27 protein-coding genes are annotated in these 26,172 nt (G+C 31.1%); all 27 read right to left on the reverse strand.

Translation table 11 applies throughout. The features are described 5' to 3' along the window. Nucleotides 1-5 precede the first annotated feature (5 nt). The gene (locus AACY93_RS00490; RefSeq protein ID WP_286853095.1) at nt 6-935 is read right to left on the reverse strand and encodes a hypothetical protein; all 930 of its coding nucleotides are present in this window, start codon (nt 933-935) and stop codon (nt 6-8) included. Beyond that, nucleotides 928-2,115, reverse strand: a complete 1,188-nt coding sequence (locus AACY93_RS00495) for an O-antigen ligase family protein (RefSeq protein WP_286853094.1) — start codon at nt 2,113-2,115, stop codon at nt 928-930. Before AACY93_RS00495 ends, AACY93_RS00490 begins: the two co-directional genes overlap by 8 nt. Further along, on the reverse strand, nt 2,116-2,856 hold the full coding sequence (locus AACY93_RS00500) for a WecB/TagA/CpsF family glycosyltransferase (RefSeq protein ID WP_286853093.1): 741 nt from the start codon (nt 2,854-2,856) through the stop codon (nt 2,116-2,118). It lies immediately after the preceding gene. After that, nucleotides 2,856-3,971: a glycosyltransferase gene (locus AACY93_RS00505; protein ID WP_286853092.1), complete on the reverse strand. Its 1,116-nt coding sequence runs from the start codon at nt 3,969-3,971 to the stop codon at nt 2,856-2,858. The genes AACY93_RS00500 and AACY93_RS00505 overlap by 1 nt, the downstream gene beginning before the upstream one ends. 34 nt (nt 3,972-4,005) lie before the next feature. Continuing rightward, a complete protein-coding gene (locus tag AACY93_RS00510) occupies nt 4,006-4,761 on the reverse strand; it encodes a glycosyltransferase family 2 protein (protein WP_286853091.1) in 756 nt (251 codons plus the stop codon). 1 nt (nt 4,762) lies between these two features. Then, entirely contained in the window at nt 4,763-6,001 is a 1,239-nt protein-coding gene (locus AACY93_RS00515) for a hypothetical protein (protein WP_286853090.1), read from the reverse strand. 38 nt (nt 6,002-6,039) lie between these two features. Further along, entirely contained in the window at nt 6,040-7,380 is a 1,341-nt protein-coding gene (locus tag AACY93_RS00520) for a flippase (RefSeq protein WP_286853089.1), read from the reverse strand. A gap of 23 nt (nt 7,381-7,403) precedes the next feature. Next, the gene (locus tag AACY93_RS00525; RefSeq protein ID WP_286853088.1) at nt 7,404-8,318 is read right to left on the reverse strand and encodes a sulfotransferase; all 915 of its coding nucleotides are present in this window, start codon (nt 8,316-8,318) and stop codon (nt 7,404-7,406) included. A 14-nt stretch (nt 8,319-8,332) separates the two neighbouring features. Further along, nucleotides 8,333-8,878, reverse strand: coding sequence for a hypothetical protein (locus tag AACY93_RS00530; protein WP_286853087.1), 546 nt, complete (start codon nt 8,876-8,878; stop codon nt 8,333-8,335). A gap of 12 nt (nt 8,879-8,890) precedes the next feature. Further along, nucleotides 8,891-10,144: a GTP-binding protein gene (locus AACY93_RS00535; RefSeq protein ID WP_286853086.1), complete on the reverse strand. Its 1,254-nt coding sequence runs from the start codon at nt 10,142-10,144 to the stop codon at nt 8,891-8,893. Nucleotides 10,145-10,208: 64 nt separating this feature from the next. Beyond that, nucleotides 10,209-10,586, reverse strand: coding sequence for a GxxExxY protein (locus AACY93_RS00540; protein ID WP_286853085.1), 378 nt, complete (start codon nt 10,584-10,586; stop codon nt 10,209-10,211). Nucleotides 10,587-10,655: 69 nt separating this feature from the next. Then, on the reverse strand, nt 10,656-11,561 hold the full coding sequence (gene cysD, locus AACY93_RS00545) for a sulfate adenylyltransferase subunit CysD (RefSeq protein WP_007647291.1): 906 nt from the start codon (nt 11,559-11,561) through the stop codon (nt 10,656-10,658). Beyond that, entirely contained in the window at nt 11,554-12,156 is a 603-nt protein-coding gene (cysC, locus tag AACY93_RS00550) for an adenylyl-sulfate kinase (RefSeq protein ID WP_007647289.1), read from the reverse strand. Before cysC ends, cysD begins: the two co-directional genes overlap by 8 nt. A gap of 5 nt (nt 12,157-12,161) precedes the next feature. Continuing rightward, nucleotides 12,162-12,587: a DUF2061 domain-containing protein gene (locus tag AACY93_RS00555; protein WP_286853084.1), complete on the reverse strand. Its 426-nt coding sequence runs from the start codon at nt 12,585-12,587 to the stop codon at nt 12,162-12,164. Then, nucleotides 12,587-13,387: a 3'(2'),5'-bisphosphate nucleotidase CysQ gene (cysQ, locus tag AACY93_RS00560; protein WP_286853083.1), complete on the reverse strand. Its 801-nt coding sequence runs from the start codon at nt 13,385-13,387 to the stop codon at nt 12,587-12,589. The genes AACY93_RS00555 and cysQ overlap by 1 nt, the downstream gene beginning before the upstream one ends. Before the next feature lie 42 nt (nt 13,388-13,429). Further along, nucleotides 13,430-14,407 carry a polysaccharide pyruvyl transferase family protein gene (locus AACY93_RS00565; RefSeq protein ID WP_286853082.1) on the reverse strand — a complete coding sequence of 326 codons (978 nt, stop codon included), beginning with the start codon at nt 14,405-14,407 and terminating at the stop codon, nt 13,430-13,432. An 11-nt stretch (nt 14,408-14,418) separates the two neighbouring features. After that, the gene (locus AACY93_RS00570; protein WP_286853081.1) at nt 14,419-15,315 is read right to left on the reverse strand and encodes a sulfotransferase; all 897 of its coding nucleotides are present in this window, start codon (nt 15,313-15,315) and stop codon (nt 14,419-14,421) included. A gap of 47 nt (nt 15,316-15,362) precedes the next feature. Next, nucleotides 15,363-16,415: a GDP-L-fucose synthase gene (locus AACY93_RS00575; RefSeq protein ID WP_286853080.1), complete on the reverse strand. Its 1,053-nt coding sequence runs from the start codon at nt 16,413-16,415 to the stop codon at nt 15,363-15,365. A gap of 6 nt (nt 16,416-16,421) precedes the next feature. After that, a complete protein-coding gene (gene gmd, locus AACY93_RS00580; protein WP_286853079.1) occupies nt 16,422-17,540 on the reverse strand; it encodes a GDP-mannose 4,6-dehydratase in 1,119 nt (372 codons plus the stop codon). Nucleotides 17,541-17,632: 92 nt separating this feature from the next. Beyond that, on the reverse strand, nt 17,633-18,484 hold the full coding sequence (gene rfbD / locus AACY93_RS00585; protein ID WP_286853078.1) for a dTDP-4-dehydrorhamnose reductase: 852 nt from the start codon (nt 18,482-18,484) through the stop codon (nt 17,633-17,635). Continuing rightward, a complete protein-coding gene (rfbC, locus tag AACY93_RS00590) occupies nt 18,481-19,026 on the reverse strand; it encodes a dTDP-4-dehydrorhamnose 3,5-epimerase (protein ID WP_286853077.1) in 546 nt (181 codons plus the stop codon). The genes rfbD and rfbC overlap by 4 nt, the downstream gene beginning before the upstream one ends. Next, entirely contained in the window at nt 19,027-19,893 is an 867-nt protein-coding gene (gene rfbA / locus AACY93_RS00595; RefSeq protein WP_286853076.1) for a glucose-1-phosphate thymidylyltransferase RfbA, read from the reverse strand. It abuts the gene before it with no gap. A gap of 55 nt (nt 19,894-19,948) precedes the next feature. Further along, nucleotides 19,949-21,004: a dTDP-glucose 4,6-dehydratase gene (rfbB, locus tag AACY93_RS00600; RefSeq protein ID WP_286853075.1), complete on the reverse strand. Its 1,056-nt coding sequence runs from the start codon at nt 21,002-21,004 to the stop codon at nt 19,949-19,951. Next, complete coding sequence (locus tag AACY93_RS00605) at nt 20,994-22,052, reverse strand: hypothetical protein (RefSeq protein ID WP_286853074.1); 1,059 nt, start codon at nt 22,050-22,052, stop codon at nt 20,994-20,996. The genes rfbB and AACY93_RS00605 overlap by 11 nt, the downstream gene beginning before the upstream one ends. A 14-nt stretch (nt 22,053-22,066) precedes the next feature. Beyond that, nucleotides 22,067-23,755: a hypothetical protein gene (locus AACY93_RS00610; protein WP_040491233.1), complete on the reverse strand. Its 1,689-nt coding sequence runs from the start codon at nt 23,753-23,755 to the stop codon at nt 22,067-22,069. Between the two features lie 28 nt (nt 23,756-23,783). Then, the gene (locus AACY93_RS00615) at nt 23,784-25,286 is read right to left on the reverse strand and encodes a GH3 auxin-responsive promoter family protein (RefSeq protein ID WP_286853073.1); all 1,503 of its coding nucleotides are present in this window, start codon (nt 25,284-25,286) and stop codon (nt 23,784-23,786) included. Continuing rightward, a complete protein-coding gene (locus AACY93_RS00620) occupies nt 25,286-26,155 on the reverse strand; it encodes a M23 family metallopeptidase (protein ID WP_007647262.1) in 870 nt (289 codons plus the stop codon). The genes AACY93_RS00615 and AACY93_RS00620 overlap by 1 nt, the downstream gene beginning before the upstream one ends. Nucleotides 26,156-26,172 lie beyond the last annotated feature (17 nt).

Here is a 26,172-nt window from a genome sequence, read left to right on the forward strand (position 1 = left end):
TTTCTTTATTTTAATTCCCAACTCATGATAGTTTTATCTAAACTACTGGAGTATATGGTGTTATTTTTGCCCTTTTTAATTTGCAAGACTGCCCTTTTGTGAATATTCAATTCTTTATCTATTGAAAAACTCTCTTTATTTAATACATACATAGTGCCATTCCAGCTACCACAAATAAGATACTTCTCATCAAAATCCATAATTACATTTACAAAATTGTTGTTAATTTCAATTTCGTTTTTTGTGTTAGAAAGTAAGTTGATTTTAACTAAATGACCTTTAATGGTGGAATAAACAAGTGTATTTTGATCAATAACAAAATCTGTTATCAATTCACCTGCATCATATATTAATGTTTTTTTATAATTAAAAAAATCATATTCATAAATCTCACCTATATCTGTTACAAAATAAAGGATATTATTTTTATAAATTAATCTTCTAGATAAAGCATTTAAGTTTAATTCTATTGTTTTATAAAACTTTGGTTTTTCTCTATAGTCTATAAAAATGATTTTTTTATTAGTCAAACTTAAAACAAAAAGTTTGGATTCCGGTATAAGAAGAAAATCTAAAATTTTACCATCTTTAAAATAAAAAACATCATCAAATTTATTGGTGCTTTTATTGTAAAATCTAACAGATGAAACATTCCTAACCAATTCATTTGATGCAGATACAATAACATTCTTGTTTTTTAAATTGTATAGTTTTAAACCATATCCACCAATAAAGTAATTTTTTGAAGTGTGTGATTTAAGATTATATAAATAAATATCTCTTTTTTTTATAAAAAAAAGAGAATCATTATCCAGATAAAAATCTCTTATTGCAAAATTATTTTTTATGAGGATTTCTTTTTTCTGTGAGTATAATGGACTCGTTAAAAGTACTTGAAAAGCAATGACTGAATATAAATATTTGATTTTAAGCATTTTCAATTTCAACTAGATAATAATTATAAAAAAAAGTAAGATAAACTATTCCATGGTGTCTATCTAAAATATTTTCAATATAACAAACACTAAAAATTATAATAAAAAACCCTATTGACTCTCTTAAATCTTTCTTATTGGTCTTTTTTGATATACTTCTAAATATGTTAATCGCATAAGCAAATAAAATAAAGAAGCCAAAAAGACCAAATCTCATTAGAATGGACAGGTATTGATTATGGCTATTTAAATCTGAATCCAAAAAATAGTATTTACCATTTATGTAATGCTTATAGTTTAAAATATCTTTTTCTGATAAGATAAGATTTCCAAAAATGGGGTTGTTTTCAAATATATCAAATGAAACCTCCCAAACTTGGAGCCTAAAATCTAAAGCTTTTTTATAACTAACGTTTATTTGGTTGTTAAATATTTGCATTATACTTAACAAAATAATTAGTGTCACTATGTAAATAGCCGCATTTTTACGTGATAACTCGGGAAGTGAATGAGCTATAAATAAGAGTATAAATATTAACATTGAAACTTTACTTCCAAGAATAAACATAGTTCCCAAACATACAGCTATTAATACAATAAGAATGATTTTAAGATGTTTGTCAATGGTTTGTTTTCTAGTTATAATTGATACAATGGCAAAGTTTACGAATGCTAATAAATACATAGATAAATATGTGTGGTGAATATCCAATAAATTGACAAAAGCATATTTATCGAAAGTTGTTCCATTAATTATAGAAAAAAGAAAAACATATGCTAAAGCAAAAAAAGCACCAACAAAAAACATATAAATAAGAAGCTTATTTTCTTTTTTAGACCTTAAAAGCATGGGGGTTATAAAAAATAAGGCAAAGTGCATGTAATCTTTTTCAAACAATGACAACGTGTTAATTACATTTGTTTGTAATACAGAACTTATTATAATATAAGAAAAAAATATGCCACCAATTATAGCTGAGTTTTTTAAAGCTTTAGTTTCAAAGAGTTTGTTTCTATTGGCCAGAACCTGAACAAACTTTAATACGGAAGAAAGTATAAATGTGAAAGTACTTAAATTAATTGATAGAGGTAACAAAAAAACTGAAAACATCAGTACTAAAAAAGACACATCTTTATTAGATATTATTTTTTTTAAGTTGATAATTGCTTCTTTAAGCATTTAATGAATAGATTTTTTTTTGAAATATTTTAATTTGTAAATTTCTATTAAAAAAAGAGGTGTTGAATACAAATATCTTTTTGTTAAACGCCAAGCAGTAAAGCTTCTATATAACCATTCTAATTTTAAATCAATTAACCATTTAGGTGCTCTTTTTTTAGTTTCAGCAATAAAATCAAAAACTGCGCCTATGGAGCAAATAATATTAGCATGAATTGCATCTTTATTTTCTAAAACCCACTTTTCTTGTTTTGGAGCTGTCATTCCTATAAAAAGCACATGAGGTTTAAATGCATTAATTTCTTTAGCCATTAGTATATTGTCTTCCTTGGTAAATACTGGTTTAAAAGGTGGCGAATAGAAACCAAAGTGGATGTTTTTGTATTTTTTAGACTGCTTTTTTTTAATAATATTGAGAGTTTCTTGACTGGCACCAAGATAATAACACCTCAAACTTTTCTCGTTAGAAATATTTAACAAATAATCATGAATATCAGCACCTGCAATTTTCTTTATCTTGTCGCCTTTTAATTTTTTAACCATATAAACTATACCTTCTCCATCTGGAAGCAAGATATCACTGTACAGTAAAGCCTTTTTAAATATTGGATCTTTTTTTGCAACAATGTAAGAATGGGCATTAATTGTATTTACAATAGTTTTGTTATTGTTATCTATGTTTATATTTTGAACATCTGATGCAAAAATATTATAATCCCTTATTTTAACTGATTTGTACATTAATTCGTTATTAGGATATTTAATAAGTTTTTTTCAAAAACCTCTACTGTATAATTATTTAAATACTCTTCTCTACATCTCATAAATGTAGACTCAGATTGAAATTCAGAGATCATTTTTTCCACATCTTCAAAAATAAGTTCTTTATTGCTTATTATCCCTATTTTGCCATTAATTATTTCAGGAACAGCACCTATATTAAACCCTAAAACAGGAAGCCCATAGGATAGAGCCTCTAGAACAGATAATGGAAAAACTTCTTTTTTATATCTGGAAGGAAAAACAAAAATAGTTGCATTGGAAAATAATCTTTTCTTTTCTTCTCCTTGTACGAGCCCGTGATAAAAAACATAATTTTCAAGTTTATTGGTATTCACGTATTCTTTGAAATATTGTTTGTCTTCAGTACTGGCCCAACCTCCTGCAAAATTAAACTCAATGTTTTTAAGTCCTGCTTCTTTAAAATACTTGGCCAATTCTAAAACAGTGTCATATCCTTTTTCCTTGAATAAATTAGACAGATATAAAATGTTTATTTTATTATTACTTTTCCTTTCAGTCAAAATACTTCTAAAATCATAGTTAGTCAACAAATTATCTACACCATTGTTAAGATAAAAAATATTTTTATAAGAAGTAACCTGCTCCAATTCACTTTGCATTAATTTTGAAATTAAAATGATATTTGTCCCTTTCAATAAAAAATTAGTGAGTTTTTTATTTTTTTTAGATTGTGAAACAAATTCGTTTATCCCTTTTGCATGATAGTGGTAAAAAAGATTTTGTTTTAAAAAAAAATTATAAATTTTTATAGGTATTGATATCGCTAAGTCCCTATAAAATGCAAAACCAAAAGGAGAAGCTGTATAATAAATTATGTTTGGTCTGAAAAAAACTAAACTCCAGCAAACTTTAAAAAACAAACCAAAGAAATAAAGCAACTTCTTTATGTTAAATTTTCCAATAGAATCAATATTTTCTGAAGATTTAATCTTTATAAACCTTGTATCAAGTTCTTGATTTATAATAGAACTATTTAAAATAGAGTCTCCAACTTTAGAAGCTCCGTGAATAGGTGGGGAATAATGCAGTACAAAAAGAGCTCTAGAGTTCATTCCTTTTGTTGTTTTTTAATTATACTTTGATTAGTTAAAAGCGTAGTTTTAATTTCGAAGTAATAAATTTTGAAACGGTCAAAAACACATATATAATTACAGAAAAATAATTTAACCCAGCATTTAACCTAGCTTTAGAACCTTCATTGAGATTTAATTTTAAGCTTTGGTTCGCACTTATACCGTCTATTCTGTAATTTACATATGTTTGGTTAATATATTCAAAATATTCAGGGTTATTTAGAAAAATCTTTAAAACCATTTCATAATCTGAAAAAACTTTAAATTCTGGGTTATATTTATAGTTTTTGTATATATCTCTATGAAAAAACATTGAAGCATGATTGTAAGTCATAGCATAGTATAAGAATTTTGCCTTTGAAGGGTTAAAAGGATATTTTATTTTTGTATCATCTGGATAGACATCATATCTATCAGCATGAAAAACCTTTTTATTAAGATTATTAACATATGAGGAAACCACTAACTCTACAGCATTTTTCTCAAACCAATCATCGCTATTAATGATACCTATTAATTCCCCGTTAGCTATAGAAACACCCTTGTTCATAGCGTCATACAATCCTTCATCAGGTTCGCTAATACAAGTAGAGATTTTATCCCTATACATTTCAATAATATCTAAAGTACCATCAGTGGATTCTCCATCAATAATTATATACTCAATGTTTTTGTAGGTTTGGTTCAAAACACTCAGGATAGTTTGTTCTAAAGTTTTTGCACCATTATACACTACGGTTATTATACTTACCAAAGGGAGTTTTGACATTTTATATATTTATAAGTTCTTTAATTTCTTGATCTGTCATGTTTCTGTTTCTCTTATTTAATGCAGTACCTACTGCAGTCCATAAAATTATAAAGGTAGGAGTAAAAGCAGGCCTAAAAGAAATGATACTTAATATTGAAAGGACTAAAATATATAACCCTAAATTTCTAACAAAAAGATTATTAGATTTAAAGATGGCCAAATAACTTGAGCTAAGCATTAAAAAAAGAGTCGATAAAAATAATATATAACCTCCTTTTAAAATCATTTGCAAATAACCAACTTCAATTGTAATCCTTATTGAGCTATCACCATACCATGTTTGCTTACGAATCTCTTCAATATACCATTTAGTATGTTCCATATAGTGGCTATAATATGTCCCTAAAGAACCTCTCCCAATAATCTCTTCAATATTATCTAATTCGGCTATTAATTCGTTATATAGGAATATTCGTGTATCTTGATATTCAACAATTCTTAATAGAATATTGGAAAGGTTTTCATACCCATAAGTAAAAATTATAAATATTAATGCTATTGATCCAAATAATATAAATTTTAAAAACTTTCTCTTTATTTTAAAATGTTTTATTTTTTTTATAAAAATAAACGTGAAAATTAAGAACAAATAGATAAACTCAATTCTTTGTTGGGTAAGAACGGCCATTAAAATGTAAACCAGAAAAGTAATATATGCTATAAACCTATAATGTGCTTTAAATTTATTAATGCCAATTAATAAAATGAAATTCATTGGCCTAAGTAACCAAACCCATTCCGTTCTTAACTTACCTGGATGTATGTGAAAAGGTAAAAATAGTAAACTCAATATCATTAATTGAAACATAAACCAAATAGACTTGAAAATTATGATCCAGTTTTCTATTTTTTGACCAATAATAATGAAAATTGGAGTAAACCATGCTAACGCCATGTATACGTTACCAAAATTTGTCATCCAATCTTGTAATTTAAATGAGAAGCTTCTAGTAATTGTAACAATGCTCCAAAACATTAAAAAAATAAAAACTCTTTTGTGAAGTTTTGGTATTTCACTAAGACTATTTTTATTACGAAAACAGACAATAAAACTCGCACATACAGAAAATGCAAGAAAGAAAGATATTGCAATCTTGTGAAAACTAATTCCGTCCGGTTGAAATAAAAAAAACAAGAACACATAAATAGCATTACTATAAAGACCATATTGAAGTAATTTATTTTGTGTTATATACATAAATGAATGTTTTTCTTAAATTAACAAACAATATTAGTTTATTTAGTGATAAAAGGAATGTAAAAAGACCAAAATCCCAATCTCTTTTTTACAATAATAACCAATAATATATTCCAAAAAACAGCTGAAATAAATTTTGCAACTGCAGCTCCAACAAAACCATATTTTGGTATTAAAACAATACTCATAATAAGATTAACTATAAATGCTAAAAATATAACTTTTTGAAAAATATTTTGATTATTTGTCATCTGCAATATATAACCTACAGACCCAGAAATAGCACTAAAAAACCTACCTAAACATAAAAAAACCAATGCCCAAAAACCAATAGTGAATTCTGGGCCAAAAAAGCCAAGTAAAAATTCACCGAAAACTATCAATACAATTAGAATTGGAACAGAAGATAAAAAAATCATTTTGGTAGATTTTTTTGTAACTTCTTCAATTTTTTTATGATCATTGTTTGAATAAGCTTCTGCAAATTTAGGTGCAGCTATTGAATTAATTGCAATAAGTGCTAGTCCTGAAAGTTCTGCCAAACGCTCTGATGCATTATAAATTCCCACACTATACTCATCAGAAAAATAACCTAACAACAATATGTTGCTCCAACTCAATAGCAAAACGAATGAATTTGCCAACATCATTGGATATGAAATAGTGAGTATTTTTTTTAAACCAAAAGAATATGTCTTTTCTACGTTGAAAACACTTTTGTTCAATCTCTTCTTAAGTAGTATAAGAGCGATTAAAAAAGAAATGTAACATGCTGTACAATACAATATAAAAATATCGGAAGTTACTTCTAAAACATAAATATTAATAGAAAGTAACACAACAAAAACAACATTAATCAACGCTGTTTTAAACAGCATATGGTAAAATGTTTTTTTAAACACCTGAAAAGTACTACTAGCAACAACCATTAAAGTTATTGGTATAATTGCTAAAGAAACAGCTTTTAAAGGTTCTATAAGTTTTTCGTTATGAAAAAACAAAACAGCTATCTTATCTGCTAAAAAATATAATATTAGCATTGCTATTATGGACAGAAACAACATAAAAAGCGAAGATTCTTTTAAAACTTCCAAAAAATTATTTTTATTTCCTTTAGTTTTAGTTTCGTTCAGTATTCTAACTAAGCCATTGTCCAGTCCAAACTTGGGAATTAATACAGCTATATTCAAAACCGTTACTGAAAGTGAAAATAAGCCCAGGCCTTCAGCTCCATATTTATTAGATATAAATATTATCACCAAATAACCAAAACCCATTCCTATAATTTTGCCAATTAAAGAAGAGAAACTACCTTTAATAAGCTCTGAGAAATCAACATCGTTTTTTAAAAAGTTTATTTTCGATTTTATTTTTTTCACAAAAACAGGCTTAATGTAAGTTATTATTCTATAAAATAATTTTGGTTCCAATTACTTGTATTGACTCCTAGTTTATGAAGTTTTTTTACATCTTCTTTAAAATGTTTAATTAAAAAATCTTCTGACTGCTTATCTAAAGGTGGTGGAGCTACTTCAAATGAAGATAATATTTTGTCTTTTAAAGGTTTCAGTTTTTTTATTAATGAAACATTTTGAGATAAAAAATGTTTTGTTTTACTCTGTTTCAAGAAAAGGTTGGTAATCCTATTTTTTTTGTAGACACCTCCTTTATTATACATAACATCAAGATTTGGAGGGACAAAGCTGCTATCAACCTCAAGAAATTCAAAAACTTGCTTTAAAATCCCTCCTGGGTTTTTATTCATTTCTTCTTGAGTTAAAAGCAATACATCTCGGAACGCTTTTTGAGCTTCAATAACTTTATCGTAGTAGGTAGAATGTCTCTTATAGTACCACATTGGAGAATATTTCTTTTCAATTCGATTTTCTTCTTCCAATAAAGCCGAATTAAAATCTAATTTTTCTCTACCCACTCTATAAAGATGCAAATAGTTTGAATATGATCTTTTTATTGGGTCCCTTAAGAGAATGATTATTTTAGGATTATCAAGCTTTTCCTTTATGTAAGAAAAACAATCTGGAAAATTTATATATGAAGGAGAAGCGTCTCCAATTGCTTTTTCATTCTTAACGGATCTGTAATAACTCATATATTGCTCCCAAGTGCTTACTTGAGTCCCAACGATAACTTTGTCTCCTTCACCACCAGTAAGGTTCTTTATTATTGGATAAGAAAAAAAATTCATTTCCTTTCTTTGCGGAATAAAAATTTCAGGGTGTGTTTCTAAATAGGCAAATAACGATGTCGTACCACATTTAGGAAAACCAGCAATTATGAAATTAGGTTTTTTTATCAAGAGTTAAGCGTAATTTAGTTGATTAGTTTCGTTAAAAGCTTTTTCTTTAAAGATATTACTGGATTATGTTTTCCTTTTACTTTTTTAGTCATTAATTTACCTTCTTCACTATTGAAATCAATATATTTGTTTAAAGCAAAATATTTTGTGAGTTCTGAAGGTTTAATATCAATAACCTTACCTCCAAAAGACACAGTAATATTATTAATTATCACTTCTTTAACATGCTCCCTTCCAAGTAATAATGATAAATTGTAATCAGGAACGATACCTTCAGGAAACTCATATGTTATAGTCTTTTGGGTTTCATTCATGTTTAATTTATGTTTAACATAAATATCCATAAATTTATTGTTGTTTAAGAAAACATCCTTTGAATACAAAGTAAAATCATCTGGAATTGTTGTTTCAAAAGAAATTTTAAAAACCAATTGCTTTTTTGTGGGTTCTTCCACTTTAGTGGTAGAATCTTCTAATGTTTCGTCAATATTTTTATTAGTTGCTTCTTTACAGCTATTAAATAATACTAATAAAAGTGATAATACTAATACTCTTTTCATAAAATGTGTAATTTAAACAATCATACCTGCTGCAACGGTTTCATTCGTGGAATCATCCACCAAAATGATACTTCCTGTGGTCCTATTTTCTCTATAGGAATCTATCATTAGAGGCTTGGTGGTTCTTATTTTCACTTTACAAATATCATTCATTTTCAATTCTGCATCTCCTGTAATACGGTCCAATGTGTTAATATTAAACTTATAAACCACTTCCTTGATCATGGCTTTTTGTTCGTTGGAGGTGTGACGAATAGAATATTTTGCACGAGGTTTCGCAGGACTATTGTTTAACCAACACAACATCACTTCTAGATCCTGTGATGCTTCAGGTTTATTATTAGAACGCACAATCATATCGCCTCTACTAATATCTATATCGTCTTCCAAAGTCATGGAAACAGACATTGGTGCATAGGCTTCTTCTAATTCCTTATTGTATAAATTAATTGATTTTATTTTACTTGTAAAACCAGATGGCATAACCGTTATATCATCTCCAACCCTAAAAATACCACTGGCCACACGTCCGGCATAGCCTCTGTAATCCCTATGTGTCTCACTTTGGGGCCTTAACACGGTTTGAACTGGAAAACGGGCATCTACTTTATTGATATCACTACTAATATGCAGGGTTTCCAACGTGTGTAACAATGGCGCGCCTTGATACCAATCCATGTTTTTGGAACGGTTAACCACATTGTCCCCTTTTAAGGCACTAATAGGAATAAAACGCACATCTTTTACCAACATTTTTGATGAAAACTCTTCAAATTGATTGATGACCTTGGTATAGGCCTCTTCCGAATAACCTACCAAGTCCATTTTATTGATACATACTATCACATGAGGAATCTGTAATAAGGAGGCTATAAACGAATGTCTTTTGGTTTGCTCAATAACACCATGTCTGGCATCCACCAAAATAATGGCGGCATTGGCAGTAGAAGCTCCAGTGACCATATTTCTTGTATATTGAATGTGTCCAGGTGTATCTGCAATTATAAATTTACGTTTGGGAGTTGTAAAATATCTATATGCTACATCGATAGTAATACCTTGTTCGCGCTCATCACGCAGACCATCTGTAAATAAAGCCAAATCCACCCCTTCATGACCTTTTTTCTTGCTGGTAGTCTCAATAGCTTGCAATTGGTCTTCAAAAATAGATTTTGAGTCGTAAAGCAAACGCCCTATTAGCGTACTTTTACCATCATCTACACTTCCTGCTGTTGTAAAACGTAATAATTGATTGTTGTCTAACATGTTATTCTTATTTTCACGGATTTACGCAGATTACGCAGATTGTTCCCGTGATATTTCTATATTTCTATGTGTTAATAAATCGTTTCCAGACCAAACTTAACTGTCCAAAATTCACCAATAATCCTAACGGATGGTTAGTAGATTTAACATAATTAATCGTTTGGGCTTCAAAATTCTTATGTAAAAAAGCTGCTGCTTTTAGTTCTACAATTATTTTGTCATAACAAATAAAATCAGCTACAAAATATTTATCGAGCGGTTCATCGTTATAATAAACTTGTATTTTTTGTTTTGATTTAAACGGAATTCCCTTTTTGCTAAACTCTCTTTCCAGAGCTTCATGGTAAACCGACTCCAAAAAACCTGCACCCAATCCTTTGTGAACTTGCATACACAATCCGATTATAACATAGGTCTCTTTTTCAAAAATTAGTTTTCCCATTAATCAGCGTAATTCGTAAAAATCCGTTTAATTCGTGTTAATTCGTATCAATTCGTACAATTCACATCACTAAAAATACCCCTGACGCTTGCGGTCTTCCATAGCAGATTCTGAACGTTTATCATCACTTCGGTTTCCTCTTTCTGTTTGACGCATTCCAGACACCTCTTCTGCAATTTTCTCTAAAGTATCTGCATCAGATTCGATACCTCCAGTGATTGTAATATCTCCAAGGGTTCTAAAACGAACTTTCTTGACCACTATTTCTTCATGATCTTCTAAAACCAAAAACTCTGAATTTGGTATCCAAGAATCCTGTCTCCATACCACTTCGCGTTCGTGAGCGTAATACAATGATGGTATGGCTATGTTTTCGCGTTTAATGTAATTCCAGACATCCATTTCTGTCCAGTTACTAATTGGGAAAGCCCTAAAGTGCTCTCCTTGAAAATGTTTACCATTAAAAATATTCCAAAGCTCTGGCCTTTGATTTTTTGGATCCCATTGGCCAAAATCGTCCCTATGTGAAAAGAAACGTTCTTTAGCCCTGGCTTTTTCTTCATCACGTCTTCCTCCACCTATGGCACAATCCACCTTATTTGCCTCAATAGCATCTAAAAGTGTGGTTATTTGTAGTGCATTTCTAGTGGCATTTTTTCCTTTTTCTTCAGCTACACGTCCATCGTCTATGGATTCTTGAACAGATCCTACAATAAGGTCAACACCTAATTCTTTTATGATATTATCTCTAAACTGAATGGTTTCAGGGAAATTATGACCTGTATCCACATGCATTAAAGGAAACGGAATTTTAGCTGGGTAAAACGCTTTTTTTGCCAAGTGTGTTACTAAAATCGAGTCTTTTCCTCCAGAAAACAGAATCACAGGATTTTCAAATTGAGCCCAAACTTCACGCAAAATAAAAATGGCTTCGCTTTCTAATTCGTCTAAATAATTTAAATAATACTTACTCATTTTTGAGTTTTAATTTTGGTGTTATATATTCTATAATCTGCTTTACGGCTTGTTCTACAGATACTTGTTCTGTGTTTATTTCTACATCTGGATCCTCAGGCGCTTCATAAGGCGCAGAGATTCCTGTCATGTTTTTTATTTCACCTGCCCGAGCTTTTTTATAGAGGCCTTTAACATCCCTTTTTTCACACTCTTCAAGACTGGTGTTTACATATATTTCGACAAAGTTAACATCTTTAACGATACTTTTAATGTTCTCCCTATCTTTTTTGTAAGGGGATACAAATGCCGCAAGTACCACTAAACCAGCATCAACCATTAAATTGGCCGTTTCTGCAATCCTCCTGATATTTTCGGTCCTATCTTCTGGTGAAAAACTCAAATCGTTATTTATTCCTTTTCGTATATTGTCACCATCTAAAATGTACGTTTTAATACCTTTTTTATGTAATTCTTGTTCAACAACATTTGCTATGGTGGATTTTCCCGAACCTGAAAGCCCTGTAAACCACATTAAAAAAGAATTGTGCTTATTGGCTTGTCTCCTGTCTTGAATGGAAATTTGATATGAATGTGGGATGATATTTTCTTTCATAATAGCTACTTTTTGCGTTCTGATAATCCAAAATTAATTTTATACCATATACGCTCGTGAAAATAGTATAACAGCATTTTAGTGACCACTTCGGCAAAGCCTATTTTTAGTCCTGTTAATGGGTTGCCAGAGATAATCCAGGCAATAATCATGGTATCCATGGTACCTACAATTCTCCAGGTAAATGTTTTGGCTATATGACGTTTCCTGCTTTCAAGTATTTTACCGTCTTTAGATAGATTGATTTTAAACCAGGCTCTTTCGTGAAAATAATAAAATATCATTTTGGTTACCACTTCGGCCATACCTATTTTTAACCCAACAAAAGGATCTCCAGAAATAATCCATGACAGAATGATGGTATCTATGGTACCCACAATTCTCCAGGTAATGGATTTGGCTATATGTCTTTTATGGGATATGTCTACCATTATTTATGAACTAAAAACCAAGGATTTAAAAGGTTTTCTTTATTGTACATTAAAGATTTGTTTGTTTCTTTTGAAATAACTTCAATTCCAACAGCGTTACAAATGGCCTGACCAGCTGCTGTGTCCCATTCCATGGTTGGTGCAAAACGTGGATAAACATCTGCATTTCCTTCTGCAACCAAACAGAACTTTAGAGAGCTGCCTTTTGAAACCACTTCAACATCTTTTCCTGTGGCTTTAAGAGTCTCCATATAATCCAAAGTTTCCTGGCTCATGTGGGAGCGGCTTCCAACCACTTGAACAAGGTTCGAAACCCCATGTTTTGGTCTTAAAGGTGTTGCCTTTTCCATTAAGTCTTCTATGGAAGTTTGATGAGAATTCAATGTTACTTTAAAACCTTCTTTTTTATTCACTTCGGCAAAATATAACACTTTGGATTCTGGCACATAAATAACACCTAAAACAGGTTTGCCATTTGTAACTAAAGCAATGTTAACGGTAAATTCCCCATTGCGTTTAATAAACTCCTTGGTACCATCAACGGGATCTACAACCCAACAGGTTTCCCAAGTTTTTCTAATGGAATAATCTGTTTGTTTATTTTCTTCTGAAATGATGGGGATTTGGGTTGGCAACAAAAAAGAATTAATAATATCATTAGCCTGTTTATCTGCTTCTGTTAAAGGCGATTTGTCATCTTTATATTCTACTTCTATAACGGAATTATAAACTTCCATTATTTTTTCTCCAGCTTTTAAAGAGGCTTTTATTGCTAACTGAAGATATTTGCTTATCACCATTTTTTATGATTTTAAAGTAGTATTAAAATGTTATTATAACATTTAACAAATCTGCATATAAATTTCTTTAATAACCTCTAATTGCTTTTGTTTTTCTTTTTCAATAAAGTCCATATCTAACTCTACGGGTTTGTTTCTAATTTCAGATAACCCAACCCTATCAAAAAGATAAGATCTATCAGATTTGTCATAATACTGTGCTTTTTTGCCAAAAATTAAAGAAGATACACAAGCATGAACCCTATCGGAATGTGTAACATCAGCATTGGCATATAAGTGTAAGTAATCGTTAGGGTAGTCTGTAATTAAATCATAAGATTTTATTAGTTTAAATGCTTTAAACCTCTTAACCAAAAAATATTTAAAACTATCTACATCCAATAATCTATGAGATAATTTTATTATTTTTTTAGAACCTTCTTTAACTGTTCTTAAATAAGTTAGATCGAAACTATTAATTATAAAGGGTTCCATATTTAATGGGGCTGGAGTAAATGCGTTGTTCAAGAAGAATGCATTATCAATTCCACTATAAGCTATTTTAGCATATTTCCCGAAATTACTAAAAGCTTTTTCATCTCTTGCCACGTACCCTATAAAATTTATTTTTTTCCAATAACTAGAAACAAAATCAAGTTCTTCTTGACTATAATTGTTACCACCACCTCCACCTAGGACAAAAACTGGATATTGATTTTGAATTAACCAATCTAAAAATTTTGAATGTACTTTACACCAAAAAACATCAAAAAGCGAACCACCTAAAATGACCAAATCTGGTTTTGTTTGCATTCTAAGATCAAAAACTGAATCTGCTTTTTTTCTGCCGCCACTTAAATAATTATATGGAAATCTATAATTAAACTTATAATCATTATAAGGTTGCATGTTGGAAATATTATTGATTTGAACGTCTTGGTCTTTTAAAGCTTCTTTTAGGCAGTAATTGATTCCAAAATCAATAAATGCATTGCCTATATTGTCTGCCCAACAGTGTCCAAAGTAGAATATTTGTTTCATTTTTGTTTAGTTTACAACCAATTTGATAAATCTTGGTTAATTAGTTTTTGTAATTTTATTATGTCTTCTCTATAAAGGTTTTTTAAATAAGAAATATCGTCTTTATATATTAAATCTTTCTTCTGGATATATAGGTTTTCAGGCACTATATTTTTGCTCACTAATTTATTAAAAGCATTTATGCGCTTTTGGTTTTTTAAAAGGTTTTTTAAAAGGTTATGTTTTGGTATAATTGATAATGATGAATCGTTATGTTTCACAAAATCTTCATTCTTAAAATTATTGCTTACTTCTAAATAATCATACAAATCATTCATAACTTGACTTGTATTATTTACAAAGTCTTCAAATAAAATGACCTTAACATTTTTAAAGGTTTTAATATAAGCGTTTACTTGTTTATAATAAAATCCCAGTTCTGAATAAAACCAAAAAGAATTATAGCCTTTGTTTTTTCTTTTTTCCTCATTTTTTAATGCTTCCTTAAATTTTAAGAAATCTTTATCTTGATATTTCCAGTTTGATAGAGCTCTATAGACTGGATTTCTCAACAAAATTATTATTCTTGTTTCAGTCCCTAAATATTTAACAATATTGTTGATAGCTTCTTCGTGATGATATAAATAATGTACACTCGCTTCCCCTATTGCCTTTTCATTTCTATTTTTAAATAGACTAAAGTAATCTTCAGGATTTAATATAGAATTTTTAATTAGATAATTATATGAAGGGTCTGAAGTTGTAGTCTTTTTGATTGTGTTAGCAATAAAGAATCTTGGTTCTTTAATTTTTGAAATAAAAATATCTGGATGTTCGTTTAAGTACTTAGCTAAAGATGTTGTGCCTGCTTTAGCTGCGCCAACAATTAAAAAATTTGGAATGATAGTTTCTTTTGAGTTTATCATCATTTAGTATTATACTTTAAATAGCATCATAAAAACATTCAAACCCCAACCTAACAATCTTTTTTGAGGTACCATTCGTAGATTTTTTGTATTCCTTCATTTAACTCTATTGAATGTTTCCAACCTAACTTGTTTAATTTTGAAACATCTGTTAACTTGCGCATGGTTCCATCTGGTTTGTTTGTATTAAATGCTAAATTGCCTTTAAAACCAATTGTTTTTTTGATTGTCTCTGCTAATTCTTTTATGGAAACCTCTTTGCCTGTACCTATATTTATGTGTGTATTTCTAATTTCATTATCTCCTTCAGAATAAGTATCTTTAAAATTCCTTTTTTCCATAATAAACACACAAGCATCTGCCATGTCTTCAGACCACAAAAATTCTCTCATCGGTTTTCCTGTACCCCAAATTTCAACGCTATTTTCTGAAACACCAAAATTTTGTAAGTAAGCTTTTGCTTCTTCTAAATTTTGAAATCCTGTGTCTTTTAAAATTTCATCAAATTTATTTTCATAAAGTAACTTTGCTAAGTGTATTTTCCTAATTAATGCTGGTAAGACATGTGATTTTTCTAAATCGAAATTGTCATTAGGGCCATATAAGTTTGTTGGCATTACAGAAATAAAATTTGTGTTATATTGAATATTATAACTCTCACACATTTTTATTCCAGCAATTTTTGCTATGGCATAGGGTTCATTTGTATACTCTAAAGTATCTGTTAACAGATACTCTTCTTTCATGGGTTGAGGTGCGTTTTTAGGGTAAATGCATGTACTTCCTAAAAAAAGAAGTTTCTTTGTCTTGTTAACATAACTTTGATGAATTACATTATTTTGAATCATCATGTTGTCATAGATAAAATCTGCTCTATAAACATTATTTGCCACTATTCCTCCAACTTTTGCTGCAGCTAAAAACACATACTCGGGTTTTTCTAATTCAAAAAACATTTTAACTTCTAACTGATTTGTTAAGTCTAACTCTTTATGTGTGCGTGTAATTAAATTTGAATAGCCTTTAGATTGGAGGTTTTCTAATATAGCACTCCCTACAAGACCTCTATGTCCTGCGACATATATTTTAGAATCTTTATTCATGCTTTATTATTCAAAGTAATTTTTTATTCTGTAACCACCATCTTGAAGATATTGTTGTTTTTTCATTACCTTAATGTCGCTGGTCATCATATCTTCAACAAGTGCAGGTAAGTCATATTCTGGAACCCATCCTAATTTTTCTTTAGCTTTGGTTGCATCACCAATTAGCAAGTCAACTTCGGTAGGCCTAAAGTATTTTTCATCAACACAAATAACTTCTTTCCCTATTTCCAATTGATAATCAGGGTTAGAACAGGTTTTAATATAGCCTTTTTCGTTGGAACCATTTCCTTTAAATTCCAGTTCTACACCTATATGAGCAAAGCACATTTTTACAAAGTCTCTAACTGTTGTTGTTTTCCCAGTTGCAATAACCCAATCTTCTGGGGTTTCAGCTTGTAGAATCATCCACATCATCCTAATATAGTCTTTGGCATGACCCCAATCTCGCTGGGCATCTAGATTTCCCAAGTAAATTTTCTCTTGTAACCCAAGAGCTATTTTAGATGTTGCTCTAGTTATTTTTCTTGTAACAAAAGTTTCTCCTCTTATTGGGGATTCGTGATTAAACAAAATACCATTACAAGCATATATACCATAAGCTTCCCTATAGTTTACAGTTATCCAAAAAGCATACATTTTCGCTACAGCATATGGGCTTCTTGGGTAAAAAGGAGTCTTTTCTGTTTGTGGTACTTCTTGTACCTTTCCGTATAATTCAGAGGTAGATGCCTGATATATCCTTGTTTTTTTTTCTAGTCCTAATATTTTAATTGCTTCTAATATTCTTAAAGTACCAATTCCATCAGCATTTGCAGTATACTCCGGCATTTCAAATGATACATGAACATGACTCATTGCTGCTAGATTATATATTTCATCAGGTTGGACCTCTTGTATTATCCTGATTAAATTTGTGCTATCGGTTAAATCACCATAATGAAGAATAAAGTTTTGGTTTTTCTCGTGAGGATCTTGATAAAGGTGGTCTATTCTGTCAGTATTAAATAAAGAGGATCTTCTTTTAATACCATGAACTATGTAGTTTTTTTTTAACAAAAATTCACTTAAATAAGCTCCATCTTGTCCTGTTACTCCAGTTATAAGTGCTACTTTTCTACTCATTATTAATTAATTTATTCAATTACAGTGTTTAAAAAATTGATTTACAAAAATACCATAAATATTCATTTATCCTATTTTACTTAAACTAATAGTTATAAGTGTTTTAAACAGTTATTTAAACTGGTTAAAAAAGGTTTTGATTTTAAGTTAAAAACCTCTTCTGTTTTTTTGGTACTCAAAACTGAGTATAACGGTCTTGTTGCCAGTGTTTTATATTTTGAAGAGGAAGTTGGAATAACTTTAGTGTGAATGTTCAATATCTTGAATATGTTTAATGTAAATTCATACCAGCTAATGGATCCGGAATTGCAATAATGATACAAACCATAATCATTGATGTTTTCTGAAATAATCCAAAGTATAAATTCTGCTAAGTCTTTAGCATAAGTTGGCGAACCTATTTGATCATTCACAACCTGTATTTCATTTTTTTCACTTGCTAATCGTAGCATGGTTTTTACAAAATTATTGCCATGCTCAGAATATAACCAAGAGGTTCTGATAATAAAATAGTTTGTGAGAATGGTTTGAATATGAGTTTCGCCTTTTAATTTTGAGTTTCCATACACATTTAATGGATTTGTGGAATCCGCTTCTGTATAGGGTTCTTTTTTTGTACCGTCAAAAACAAAATCGGTTGAGATATGGATTAAGATGGTTTGATTGTTTTTAATTACAGTGGCAAGATTTTTTACCCCAAGTTCATTGATTTGATATGCTTCTTCTGGATTGTTCTCTGCTTGATCTACTGCTGTATAAGCTGCACAGTTAATACAAAAATCAATAGAATTGTTTTTAAAAAAATTCTCAACTGAGTTAAAATCAGAAATATCAAGCTCTTGGTAGTCTGTAAAAATAAAATTAAAGTTAGAGTGCTTGTGCTCCATATCTTTAATTGATTTACCAAGTTGCCCATTACTACCAGTAACTAAAATATTAATCATAGCTTTAAGTCAGAAAATTTTGGTAAAGCTAAATCTTTTTCTGAAACTATCAGGGAATCTTCCGGCAATTGCCAATTTATGTTCAAAGTAGGGTCATTATATATGATACCTCCTTCAGATTCTTTATTATAAAAATTATCACATTTATATGAAAAAATAGCTGTCTCGCTTAAAACAACAAACCCATGGGCAAAACCTCTAGGGATAAACAGCTGTTTTTTATTGGTTTCTGTGAGTTCAACAGCAACATATTGACAGAAAGTTGGGGAGTTTTTTCTAAGATCAACTGCCACATCCAATACACTTCCTTTAATAACACGAACCAATTTGGCTTGTGCATGCTCGCCTGTTTGATAATGCAAACCTCTTAAAACCCCTTTAGTTGAAAAAGATTCGTTGTCTTGAACAAACGTTGTATTGGTATTGGTCAAGGTATTGAATTGATTTTGATTGAAAGACTCAAAAAAATAACCTCTATGGTCTTCAAAAATCTTGGGTTCTAGAATAAAGCAGTCTTGTAATTTAGTTTCTAATGCTGTCATTTATTTGTTATTCAATAAACCTAATAAGTTTTTGCCGTAGCCACTTTTTAATAAGGGTTGAGCAAGTTCTTTGAATTGTTTCTCAGAAATATAATTCATTTCATATGCTGCAGCTTCAATGGATCCTATTTTCAATCCTTGCCGTTCTTCAATAACCTCAACAAATTGAGACGCCTGCATAAGCGATTGAAACGTCCCTGTGTCCAACCATGCAGTGCCTCTATCTAAAATACTAACATTTAATTTACCTTGGGATAAGTATTCCTTGTTTACATCTGTAATTTCAAGTTCGCCTCTATGGCTAGGTATGATGTTCTTGGCAATTTCAACTACGGAATTGTCGTAAAAGTAAATCCCAGGAACGGCATAATTGGATTTGGGCTTTTTTGGTTTTTCTTCTATGGAAATGGCTTGACCGTTACTGTCAAATTCCACTACGCCATAGCGTTCGGGATCGTGAACCCTATAAGCGTAAATAACACCTCCTTCGGGATTGTTGTTGCTCTGCAATAAATTTGATAATCCAGTGCCATAAAATATGTTGTCTCCTAAAATTAGGGCTACTTTATCTTTACCAATAAAATTTTCTCCTATAATGAAAGCTTCAGCTAAACCATTTGGGTGCTCCTGTACTGCGTACTCAAACCTGCAACCATACTTTTTTCCATCCCCAAGCAAATCTTTAAAAAGTGGTAAGTCTTTTGGTGTGGAAATGATTAAAATCTCATGGATTCCAGCATACATTAATGTAGACAATGGGTAATAAATCATGGGTTTATCGTAAATAGGCATTAATTGCTTGCTTACCGATAATGTTAATGGGTGTAATCTTGTGCCTGATCCTCCTGCTAGTATGATTCCTTTCATTAAAATGATGTTTTTATTTCCATGAATTACTATCTAACTACAGACAGGTGGAAATTTAGTTATATTGTTTTTCGTAATAAGATTGGTATGCGCCACTAGTAACGCTTTGTAACCAATCTTCGTTATTTAGGTACCAGTCAATGGTTTGTTTTAGGCCTTGTTCAAAGGTTACAGAAGGTTTCCAATCCAATTCTTTGTTTATTTTAGAAGCGTCTATAGCATATCTTAAGTCGTGACCTGGACGATCTTTTACAAAAGTAATCAATTCTTTTGATGACCCTATTGGCCTTTCTAAAGCTACATCCATTTGTTCGCAAAGCAAGGTTACCAAATCGATGTTTTTCCATTCGTTAAAACCACCTATATTATAGGTTTCGCCAATAGTTCCTTTATGGAAAAGTAAGTCTATGGCTATAGCATGATCAACAACATACAACCAGTCCCTGGTATAATTTCCATCCCCATAAACAGGAAGTGGTTTTTTATTTATAATGTTGTTAATGAACAATGGAATTAATTTCTCTGGAAATTGATTTGCACCATAATTGTTTGAGCAGTTTGAGATTATATAAGGCAATCCATAGGTTTCCCCATAAGCTCTTACAAAATGATCTGAACTTGCTTTTGAAGCCGAATAAGGGGAATTTGGGTCATAGGCTGTTGTTTCTGTAAAAAGTCCTGTTTCTCCCAAGGTGCCATAAACTTCATCTGTACTTATGTGATAAAACAGTTTGTTATTGAAATTATCTTTCCAAAGATCTTTAAAGGCATTTAATAATATCATAGTGCCTATAACATTGGTTTTAACAAATGCCAAGGGATCCGCAATAGACCGGTCCACATGAGATTCGGCTGCCAAATGAATTACCCCTTCAAATTGGTGTGTTTTAAAAAGCGAATGAATCTCTGGCTCATTTGTGATATCTGCTTTTAAAAAGGTGTAGTTAGGTTTGTTCTCAACATCTTTTAAGTTCTCTAAATTGCCAGCATAAGTTAAATTGTCTAAATTAAAAACATGGTAATCTGGGTATTTGTTTACAAACAATCTAACAACATGTGATCCAATAAACCCAGCACCACCCGTAATCAATATAGCTTTTTTATGCTTCATAATTTTTTACATAAGTAATTGTTTTTCTGGATAAGTAAACCACACATAAAAGCACAAAGGCAATTGCTGGAAATATTAACATGTATTTTTGATACCATTCAGAAGTTCTATTTCCTACATCTTGAAAACTGGAAATAACATCAAAAAACACGTCCTCTTCAATTTTTTTCTCCTCTAGTTGTTTTAATTGGTCCCGAAGTTTCATTTCTGTATTTAAAAGCTCGTATTCCTTGGTGTTGGTTTTGTCTTTGCTTAAAGAAAACCCTTCTCCTCCTATACTAAATTCTGTGGGTTTTGACTGAGATTCATCTTCAAGTACTTTAATATATATTTTTTGAAGCGAATCTACCTGAGCAATCTGTTCTAAAATATTTGCTTTTTGGATAGCTATTAAGGAATCTCTTTTCTTCATTTTCTTTAAAGAATAGAAATTAGTAAAAGAGTTATTTAAACCTTCTTCAAGTTTTGGAAAAATATCTTTTTTTAATGCTGTGACACTTATTTCAAAAAAATCACTTGAGTAAATACTCCTGTTTTCCACAAAATCGTCATAACTAATATTTTGAGCCCTAACGCTATCAACATTCTTTAAGAAATTTTCATATTGTAAAATTCTTTCATTTTCTGTCTCTGGTCCCGGTTGAATGTCAAATTCACCAATGTCCATAACCTCCTCTTCTGGTATTTCGAAAAGAGTGGAAAGGGTTTCATAATTCTCATTTTCAATCAAGGCATTAAAATAGTTAATATTTGTGATTAACTGATACTTGGATTCAAAGTAAGGCTTCACAAGCATGGTTGAGGTATAGGAAACTGGTTTCACTTTATCAAGGATATAACCTAATACACCAGCTAAAACCATGGTTATTATAATGATTTTAAAATTTACTATAAAAGCTCTTAACGTATAAATAAAGACCGAAAAAATGGCTTTAAAAATAGAAACTATAAAAGTTATAAGTTTATTAAAAGCGTTGCCAATTAATCTAAAAATAACAATTAAATCTACTTCTTCAGAAGGATGGTGTTCGGGTAAATTCTTATTCATTATAATGATTGGTGTTAGTTAAATATCTGTTCTAAAATTTTTCTTGTAATTAAATAGGTTGGTTTTACTCCTGATGTCCCCAGTCCTCCAGAAGCTAAAGTACTTCCTGTTTCCAATGGGTTGTCACTGGCATAATAGGCATATCTAACCTTTACCTTGGGATTGATACTATGCCTTACTTTGGATGCTGCCTGAATGGCCTTTTGGTAATGGGCTCCTTCCATTTCCAGTCCAATCACATTCCAAGTGGAGTTAAAAAAGAATTTCAAAATTTCTTTGTTTTGTAATGAGGTCCCTAAAACCGTAATCATGGCTCCTTTATAAACGGCTACGCCATGGCCATCCAAATCTTTTTTGCTCAACTCGTTCTTAAAAGGATAGTTGTCTGCTGTCCCTTCAAAAATATGTGCCGAAGGGATCATAATATCCCCTTTGCCTCCTTCCAAGATACCTGCTTTTCCCATGATGGAAATAGACTCCACATTTAAATGCACTTTTTTTCCATTGAATCTAATGGGTTTTAAGAGTTCGTCTATGGTCTCATAAGCTTGCTCGCCAAACGCATAATCCATTACGAATATAACTGGTTTTTCTGAGTTTTTAAAGTTCTCGCTTACGTCTATATCTACTTTTGAAAAATCTATTTTGGCTGTATCAAAAATCTGCACATCGATATTGGTTCCAGAACTATCTGGAATATAAATCATGCCATTCTGCAACGCTTCTTTTGTTACTTTATTGCGAAGATCTTGGTTATTCTTTTCACTCAAGGCTTCGTAAACCTCAAAAACAGTCTTCTTTTTTGCTAAGGTTTTTAAGGCTTGACTGGCAAATAACGAGTTCATAACACTGTGCATGTTGGCACTAATAATATGAATGGGCCTTTCCAACAATTCGTTTTTATGAAGAATCTCTTTAATGTTATTGGACCAAATCTCACCATGGATATGGTGTCCCAAACGCTCTCTTAACACGGGACTGAAAGTGACTGTTCTTTTGTTGTTGTTTATCACTTCTTCAATGGCCAGTTTTCCCAACCAATAAACTATATGCAACAATCTTTCTGGTTGTGAATGGGATGCAAACTGATCATAAACCGTTACTATTTCGTTAAAAGTTCGGCCTAAAATGTTTGCAGTATGCGAAATGGCAACTTCCCGTTCCTCTAGAGTAAGCTTCTTTTTTGCCAATACAGCAGATTCCAACTTTTTCCAATCTCTAGTGGTATTGCCTGTCTCGTCTATAATAACACGCTTGCTTATTTTATGCGACTCAATAAACATAAAGGTAAGGTGTGTTAAAATATCGTAAATTTCAGAACGACCGCGAGTGATTTCAATATTCATCTGTTCGCTGTCTATTCGGTAGCAGTTTCTTCTTCTTTTGGGAGGAATAATGGGTTTAAAATGTGAATTCGCATAGCCTTCATCACTGGTTAAATTAATAAAAGTACACTCTTCAATCCCTTGAGGCAATCTGTCTATAACATAAAGCAGCCCTTCCAGTTCTGCTTTTTCTTCTCCAATAGAGCCATAAATCTCCGGTCTTAAAAGCAAAAGCGCTTCACGAAGTGTTTCGCCAGAAACTCCCATAGGCTTGTAAAACCCTCTGTTAAACAAGTGCCTCATGGTAATATACATTCTCTCTATGGCATTTGAGCTTTCTTGAGCTCTCGTTCTTTCATGATGTTTTATTTTACTCATAAATCTAATTTAGCTAACAAATATAGTATTATTTAATCAGATTTTGAGCTTCAAATACATTCGCTATGTTTCTGTCGTTTGAAAGTCTCGCTATTTTGTTCTGACCACCTAGTTTTCCTATGGATTTCATATATTCCTGAAAACCGTTTTTCTTGATTTGCGTGATTTTTAAAGGCTGAAGCACCTTCCCGTTTATCAAATCAAAATAATAGCTGTTTTGTTTTTGTAAAGACGCATCTATTTTTTTAGAAAATGCTTCAAAATCTGAAGGTTCACTTTCAAACTCTATAAACCATTCGTGATAAGGCAAGCCCTTTTCTGGGTTAATTTGTGGAGCAACCGTAAATTCGGTTACCTGAACCTTACTGTTTTTCACTGCTTCTTGAAGGGCTTGTTCCACTTCTTTCCCAATAACATGTTCGCCAAAAGCAGAAATAAAATGCTTAATCCTACCAGATACAATAACACGATAGGGTTTTAAAGACGTAAATTCTACCGTGTCTCCTACATTATATGCCCAAAGTCCTGCATTGGTTGAAACAATAAGCACATAGTTAACACCCAGTTCCACATCTTTTATGGTAAGACGTTTAGGGTTTTCGGTAAAAAACTCATCTGCTTTAATAAATTCATAAAAAATGCCTGAATGGAGTTGAAGCAACATGCCTTTTGTGTCTTGTTTATCTTGAAAAGCAAAAAAACCCTCACTTGCAGGAAACAATTCTATACTATCTACCTTTCTGCCAATTAAACTTTCAAATTTTGCTCGATAAGGTTCATAGTTGACGCCTCCAAAAATAAACAAGTTGAAATTTTTAAAAACATCTCCTACCTTTTTACCGGTTTTTTCCTGAATTTTTTCAAAATACATTTGAACCCAAGACGGAATCCCGGAAATAACGGTCATGTTTTCACTTAAAGTTTCTTCAACTATAGCATTTACTTTGGTTTCCCAATCTTCAATGCAATTGGTTTCCCAAGAAGGCATTCGGTTTTTTTGTAGATATTTTGGCACATAATGAGCCACAATTCCAGAAAGTCTTCCTAGTTGGATTCCGTTTTTCTTTTCCAAAATAGGGCTTCCTTGTAAAAAAATCATTTTACCAGCTACAAATTTGCTATTTCCCGTTTCGGCTATATACATTAAAATGGCATTTCTTGCAGCTTCTACATGGGTTGGCATGCTTTCTTTGGTAATGGGAATATATTTTGCTCCAGAAGTGGTTCCTGATGTTTTTGCAAAATATAAAGGTTTTCCCAGCCATAATATATCTGTTTCACCAGCTACAACACGTTCTATATAAGGTTTAAGGTCTTCATAATCCCTAACTGGAACACGCTTTACAAAATCTGCATGCGAATGGATGCCTATAAAATCATGATCTTTGCCAAATTGCGTGGAAGTTGCTTTTCCTATTATTTCGTGAAATACTTTTTCTTGGGTTTCCACAGGATTGTTAGCCCATTTTTTTATGGATTTGGAAACATGTTTTGCAAAAGGTTTGGCTAAGGCAGATTTTAGTGAAAACATTAATTAAAGTCTATAAAATTAGTTGGATTTATTGGATACCCATCTTTCCAAAGTTCAAAATGTAAATGAGGTCCGGAAGTTAGTTCCCCAGTATTTCCAGAAGTGGCAATTACTTCACCAGATTTTACCATTTCACCTTGTGTTTTGGTTAATGTAGCGTTATGCTTGTAAACAGAAATCAAGCCATTGCTGTGTTCAATAATAATAACATTTCCTGTTTCCACAGTCCATTCAGCAAATATGATGGTGCCATCAGCTGTTGCTTTTACAGGTGTGTTGCTTTCCACAATGACATCAACACCATAATGTTTGGCTTCAAAATTATAAGTTTCGGAAATGGATCCTGTTACAGGTGGAAAAAGCACGAAATTTATTTTAGAAGTCGCTGTTTCAAACAGGTTGTATTTATCTTCTTTAGCTATTTTTTCCCTTAAAAGGGAGTCTTCCCTGGACGGACTTAAATTGACTTCGGAAACATTTATTTTGGCTTCTTCTAAAATAGAATCCCTGTTAAAATCTACCGAACTGATTTCGCCTTGCAGAACTTTTTTTATGGAAGCGTAATATTTTTCGTTTACAGCCAACAACCTCTGTAAGGAATCTGTTTTATAGCTTAATTCTACAGCTTGTTTTTTTAGGGCTGTTGATGAATAACCAGGAATGTATTCCCTTAAAGAAGTAAAGGCAATTAATAGAGTGGTTCCAGCAATTAAAATAATTGCAGATAAGGACATGACCACAAACACATTTAAGCGTGTTAACTTAAAGGAAAGTCGCTCTTCAAAAGTATCCTCATTAAGTATCACTAAACGATACTTGTGAAGTAGTTTCTTTTTAAATTTTTTGGTTTTCTTTTTATTCTCTGCCATTCTGCTAACAAAATTAA

Source organism: uncultured Xanthomarina sp. (assembly GCF_963971605.1).
GTDB classification, from domain to species: Bacteria; Bacteroidota; Bacteroidia; order Flavobacteriales; family Flavobacteriaceae; genus Xanthomarina; species Xanthomarina gelatinilytica.